The 6,350-nt window shown below is 53.5% G+C and carries 6 protein-coding genes; all 6 read right to left on the bottom strand.

Annotation, left to right across the window (positions count from 1 at the left end; genetic code table 11):
- Positions 1-175: 175 nt before the first annotated feature.
- Positions 176-1,477 carry a serine hydrolase gene (locus ACYVHC_RS17970; RefSeq protein ID WP_460615172.1) on the bottom strand — a complete coding sequence of 434 codons (1,302 nt, stop codon included), beginning with the start codon at positions 1,475-1,477 and terminating at the stop codon, positions 176-178.
- Positions 1,478-1,582: 105 nt separating this feature from the next.
- Entirely contained in the window at positions 1,583-2,803 is a 1,221-nt protein-coding gene (locus tag ACYVHC_RS17965) for a hypothetical protein (RefSeq protein WP_460615171.1), read from the bottom strand.
- A 180-nt stretch (positions 2,804-2,983) separates the two neighbouring features.
- Complete coding sequence (locus tag ACYVHC_RS17960) at positions 2,984-4,312, bottom strand: APC family permease (protein ID WP_460615170.1); 1,329 nt, start codon at positions 4,310-4,312, stop codon at positions 2,984-2,986.
- Between the two features lie 178 nt (positions 4,313-4,490).
- The gene (locus tag ACYVHC_RS17955) at positions 4,491-5,009 is read right to left on the bottom strand and encodes a DUF2480 family protein (RefSeq protein ID WP_460615169.1); all 519 of its coding nucleotides are present in this window, start codon (positions 5,007-5,009) and stop codon (positions 4,491-4,493) included.
- Between the two features lie 70 nt (positions 5,010-5,079).
- Complete coding sequence (gene tsaB, locus ACYVHC_RS17950; RefSeq protein ID WP_460615168.1) at positions 5,080-5,781, bottom strand: tRNA threonylcarbamoyladenosine biosynthesis protein TsaB; 702 nt, start codon at positions 5,779-5,781, stop codon at positions 5,080-5,082.
- A gap of 52 nt (positions 5,782-5,833) precedes the next feature.
- Positions 5,834-6,334: a hypothetical protein gene (locus ACYVHC_RS17945; RefSeq protein ID WP_460615167.1), complete on the bottom strand. Its 501-nt coding sequence runs from the start codon at positions 6,332-6,334 to the stop codon at positions 5,834-5,836.
- Positions 6,335-6,350: the final 16 nt, after the last annotated feature.

The following is a 6,350-nucleotide window of genomic DNA, read 5'->3' as shown; positions in this document are numbered from 1 at the left end:
GGGGCTGAACCCCTGCCGCGTTCCGGTTTGGGAGTGCAAAAGTGCACGGTCGAAAGTTAACTTCCAAACCTACGTTCCATCTTTTTCGTTTAAGGCCACCTTACGCTTTACTCGTCCCTAATACTTCTACCACTTGATCAGGCAGTTACTATAGCTAATTATCTGCAGTCAAATCTCATTTTATTACTTCTGAAGTCAGTACCTCTGATAGTACAGGAGAGATGGTGCGTGGCTGTTGCAACTCATAGCGGTATACAGCTTTGCCCAGAGCAGCTAGAAAGGGCATTCCGACAGATTCGTATTCATATACTCCATCATTGATGATGTTGTCGCTGTTGACATACAAAACAGCGCTGAGCATGAATTCTGTGCTGTTTTGTGGGTCGGCGAAATAGGCTACATCGGCCAGGTACCCGTGCGACATGCCTACCACATTATATATAGAGAGGTTGGTTGATGTAGCACTCTTCGGGTTACGGCCATAATAGAGGTACTTCTTATACGCATCAAAGTAGCGAGGTGAGGTATAGAGAGTATAACCAGCGCTGTGGGGCGTATTCCGAAGGTAATAGCGGAGAAAGGCATAGTCATCGGGCGTAAGAGAGAAGCGCTTCTCTGGGCCTACAGACTCCGGGAAGAGAACAGCCTTGAGCATATCGGTGCTATTCTGCAGCGGTAGGTAGTTAGCCGTAGTGAAGTCATAGGGGCCTGGCACTATGCGCCCACCTGCTTGGTGGGCCTTTCCCTTCCGGATGGGACCTAGCGGAAATGAAAAGGGCTTTGAGTTTACGGCAGCAGGTTGCTGATAGCATATAAGGCTACTGGTCGGGTTCCGGAATTCTATGGGGTTGGTGTAGCGGTTAGCTCCTGTGTCGCAGGGAGCGAAACGGCGCACGATTCGAGCATCGGGATACCCTAGGAAGCTGAGGCGTTCATTGAGGGGCCGCTGGCCTAGAAACTCATACAGCCGGTTGTAGGCTTGGTTGTCGCTGACCAGCAACATCCGCTTGATATGATTACCGACGGTGTTTATTCGATCGGAGTCGGCGGACATGATGTAGGGTGCGGCCGTCTGGCATCGAAACGCTACCCCAGTAGCCATGGGCGAGCGGCGGGTAAGGCCAGGCCGACGTAGCGTATTTAGCTTTTCGAGGGCTAATGCGGCAACTGGCAGCTTAACTAAACTGGCCGGATTGAAGTACTGACGCGCATCGAGGCGGAAATCATGCTGCACGAAATGCGGCTGTTGCTGCGCATCGCGGTTGATTTGGGTATAGATGATTTGCAGCTCGTAGGTAGCGGCCCGCGTTGCTACTGGCAGAAGCTTTGGGTCGCTGCGAAGCAGGCTATCAAGCAAAGGGCTATTGGGAACCCGCCGATTGAGGGGAAGTGGATCTTGTGTCCGGAATCGTAGGCTGGTAAGACCAGTTCCGAGCAGTAGTGCCCCTAGCAAATACAGGAAGGCTTTTCGCTTCATACTAATAAGGTAGCAAAATCACCTCTCCCCTACCCTTTCTGCACGCGTGAAGTCTTTGTTACAAAAGGGTAGCTACTATTAGCTTGTGGTAGCCAACACCAACAATTACTCTTGTAGCAGGCTAGCGCGCTGGGCCAGCAATAGGTTAGAGTCATTCTGCCGCCAGTTGTAGCCGGTGCCGAAGGGAAGAGGCCGGGGTTTGCTCACTGAATCGAGGTAGGCTGTGGTGAGGGCAGGTTGATAGAACTTGGCGAACAAATTGATGGGGCGCTTATAGGTGCCGTAAAACGTAAACTGCCAATCGGTGGGCTGGAAGTACTTCATGGCAATACCCGAGTCATCTTGCAACACGTAGTTGCTGCGTTCCAGAATCAGGTTGCGGACTTTGCTGAAGTAAGGCTTGTGCATAAGATAAGTGGCCGACTTGACATAGGTAGTCAGGGGGCCGAGGTTGCGCACGTAGGTAAGCGCCGCTTCTTTGGTGGTGCCCAGCTTCCAGTCGCTGAGGTCGGCAGAGAAATATACCAGCTTCTTTTCCTGGCCTTCCTTGGTTTTTAGCTTCAGCTCAACCCCCGGAATCACTTTTGGGCCCGGCTTGCGAATGAGAGCCGTATCGGCATCGAGGATTTCGCCGGCCGGTGAGAGCTGCACGTAACGCACCGCGGCGACCTGATGGTTGGTGCGCGCCGCAAACAGCATTAGGAGTGGCAAGGCGCCATCTAGCTCCACTGATTTGAGGTTAACAGCCATATCATTGGTCCGGAAAAAGCTGAAGTTCAGCACCGACCAAAGGGAGCCTTTCAGTTCCGTGAACAGTTTCGGATTGGCCAGGGCTTCCTGAGACGGCAACGTGCCCACTGGTTCCAGCCCAATCAGCACATACGTACTGCTTTCCGGAAACATGGTGGTAGCATTCAGGAAATCAGGCCCACTGAACGGGTAGAAAATAACCGGACTAGCCTTCTGCACAGCGGCAAGCTCCGATTGCGCCCAGCTTTCAATTTTAGCGGTCCGGCTGCTATGGTAGGTAGTCCAGCTTTTATCCGCGTCGGTGGCGTACGCTTGCCAAGCGGGCTGGGCCGTAAGCTCCTGTACGCTTTTATGGCTGGAGGGGAGGCCGGCCAGGTACGCGGCTACCGCCTGGGTAGTGGACGTATCTGCCGCAACCTCGGCTTTGGGGGTTGGGGCAGGCGCGGTGCCTAGTGAATCTGTAGTGGCGGCTGGAGCGGTTGCCGCAGGCTTTTCAGTTTTTGTGGAAGACTCGGAGCAGGAGGCCAAGCAGGCAACCAGAACCGGCAACAGAAACCGGACAGCAGAAAAACGCATATCTATTCTAGAGTTGAGAAGAGGCGAAAGTAAGCACCTATCCGGATGATGCGAGTGCATCGGGCTGGTGGCAGCAGAATTCCGTGACTAGGGCATCGTTTCAAGCAAAGCCACTGAGCGACATCAAATGCAGAAAACCGGGCAACTATATACTAGGGTACCAACTGCCCTGAAGTGCGGCTACGCGGCTGCGCGAGGCCGTCGGAAAACGTACTGACTTACAAAATACACTACCAACCCCAACGCCAGCGTGCCCAAGCCATACAGCGTTTCGAGTGGCTTGTCTTGGGCAATAAACCGGAGCGTCCAGCCATTCAGCAGTAAAAACAGCAGAGGGGTGATGGGGTAGCCCCAGGCGCGGTAAGGGCGCGGCAGATCGGGCCGGCGTAAGCGCAGCACAAACAGTCCTAGCACCGTCAGGAATGTGAACAGGCTCAGCACAAATCCCGCGTACAGCAATACCTGCTCGAACGTAGCCGTCAGGATAAACACGAGGGTAAGTAACGTTTGAAAGATGGTGGCCCGCACCGGAATGCCCTTGGAGCTACGCTGTGCTAGGGGCCGCAGGGCCGGCAAGTCCTCGCCCATTACCTGCACAATACGTGGCCCCGCGAAAACCATGGAGCTGACTGTGGAGACGAGCAATACGGCTATGGCGCCGCCCATTAGCCGACCGGCCGCCGAGCCGAACAGCTCAGAAGCTACCACAAAGCCCACTTCTACCTGACCAGCCAGCTTAGGAAGAGGCGTTGAATATAGAAAGACGAAGTTGAGCGCTATATATAATAAGAGTACGATGGCCGTGCCCGTCAGCAGGATGCGTGGCAGGTTTTGTTGGGGCCGCGCCACCTCACCCGTGAGGTACACCGCTGCATTCCAGCCCGAGTAGGCATACGACACATACACCAACGAAACCGCAAAGGCAGGGCTGAGGAGCTGTTGCCAGTCGGAGGGGGCGTGGGGCAGAAAGGACAACGGTTGCGGAGTAGCTACCAGCAGCCCAGCCCCCACAAAGGCCACCAACACCACTACCTTAATACCGGTTATAAACACCTGCACCCGGCTTCCAACCAGCCGATTAGTTGAGTGCACCACAGCCAGCGCCACTACCACGGCAACCGACAATGCCGGCGCCGAAACAGTTGGCCACACACTCTGGGCATAGCGCCCCAGCGCCATAGCTGCTAGGGCTGTGGGAGCCGCAAACCCCACCGTAGCCGAAACCCACCCCGACAAAAACCCAACGGCCGGGTGGTAAATCTGGGAGAGGTAATGATACTCGCCACCCGAGCGGGGCATAGCAGCGGCCAGCTCGCCGTAGCTCAAAGCGCCGCACAACGCAATAAGGCCGCCAACAGCCCACAACATAAGCAGCGCAAAACCACTCTGAATGCTCACTACCTGAAATCCGAGGCTAGTGAAAACTCCTGTTCCCACCATATTGGCCACCACAATGGCAATGCCCGCCAGAACGCTGATTTTGTAGGTAGAAGCAGAATTTTGAGCCATGCGGAAGAGGTATTGAGGGCTAAAGATGCAGCTATTGCCTGCAATACTAGCCTTCCTCTCATGCAAAGAGCCTCACCAGGCAAAGCAAACCCATCAGATCTCTGACAGACCGCTCTTCCCGATAAGGCTCTTTCGCGGCCCTAGGCACGCCAGAAGCCGGAAGTGTTACTATAGGTGTTTACGCCTGCACCACTTTAGGGCGCTTATACAGCGGCACGGTGCTGCATGGCTCGCCATACATAATACTACTCGCAACAGGGAGTAGCTTTTGCATGATGGCCACATATGCGTAGGTAGGCACGGGTTTGTCGCCGCAGCCTTTTACTACCAGCTTAGCATCCTGATACTGCTCCGGGTCAATGGCAGCAATGGCTTCATGAAACAGCTCCTGCTCCAGCGCTTCTAGGCTACCAAAGGTGTACCGGTGGGCGTGGTTTTGCAGCTTACTGGCCAGCAGCATATAGGCCCAGGTGGGCACAATAGCATCTGCCGAGCAGATGATGGCCACGTTCTTGCCATCATACTGGCTCCAGTCGTGGGTTTTAATGAACTCGCGGAAATCCTTCTCACGCAGCATCAGGCCGTGGAATAAGTTTTCCTTGATGTCGTACACTACCCGCTCGCCCGGATGGATAAAATCCTCTAGGTTAAGTGTGGTAAGGGCGCTTTGGGCTACGCGGTTAACAAATTCTTCCATGATGAAGTAGCAGTAAAAAGCTTGGGGCGTAAAAGATGAGCAGACAAATCAATGCTCTAGCCCGCATGCATTAGGTTCTTGGTTTAGGAGTAGTTGTGTATACTTCCTTGAGGTAAAACGGCTCGTAGTACGCTACGCTGCGGAACTCCTGCCGCTTATACGCACCCAACGCCAGCGCACCTACTGATACGGCCGAAGGCTCAATACCAGCAAGAAAGCCCGCTTGAGCAGATGCGTTTACCAAAGGCTGAAACTTTGCCGCTCCGTTTCCAAAGAATAACACCGAGTGGTGGGCCAATTGTTCGGCCAGGGTGTGCTCATCTAAAAGCAGGGGCGTGGGAGCTAGCACTTCAGTGCTGTCGTGGCGGTAGAGGCCGGCGTATACTTCCATCCGGCGAGCATCCAGCATGGGGCAAAACAGAAACTGCTCTGGCCGCGCCGTAACGGCAGCTACTTGGTGGGCAAGACTTTGCAGCGTACTTACAGCTAGTAGCGGAATATCCAGCGCATAACACAAGCCTTTCGCGGCGGCAGCCCCAATGCGCAACCCCGTGTACGAGCCCGGCCCATCAGAAATAGCTACGGCTGCTAGGTCCGGTAGCGTATGCAAGCTGTTTTCGAGTAGCTGATGTACTAGCACGCTCAGGTGCGAAGAGTGCGACTTCTCCAGCCGCAACTCCGACTGGCCCACTAGTTTTCCGGTATCAATACGGTGCAGGGCAACGGAGCAGACAGGCGAAGACGTTTCGAGGGAAAGTAGCAGTGTGGGCATACAGCAAAGGTACGGCTGCCACGCAGAAGCTACTTTCTACTGCGTAATTTTCTCACTGCTGCTGCCTCCACACCTTATTCAAGCGTGGCTGAATAAACCACAAACCAATAGGCCAGAATAAGAACAATATCAGAGTGCCGAAATAAAATCCGAACTCAGGTTTGCGTTTTTTTTCAATAGCAACAAGAGATACGGCGAGAAACCAAGGTACATGTATCATGGCGAAGAAAAAGTAGAAACCGGGAAGTGCTTCTACACCTTGTGCATGATAAGTATGATTTCCCATCAGAATTGCTGAAGAAGCACAACTAACAGCAACCAGGAATATATTGATCAAAAACCACGTCAGGCTATATTCTATTTCACGCGGCATATGCGAAAACAGAGTATTACCCATTACAGCAAACCAAACGAAGTAAAGGCAGTAACCTATAGCACCGACTATCCCTGTAAGCAATGCGGAGTCCTCGATGGTGAAATTCGTCAAAAACAATGCTACCACTGTCATCAGGAAAACTTGCCAATGCTTCGCACGCAGTATAAAATCACTCATCTAAACCCAGGTTAAA

The sequence above is a fragment of the Hymenobacter seoulensis genome, from assembly GCF_054780535.1.
The sequence above is the reverse complement of the archived record's forward strand: the minus strand, read 5'-3'. Positions and strand labels throughout refer to the sequence as shown.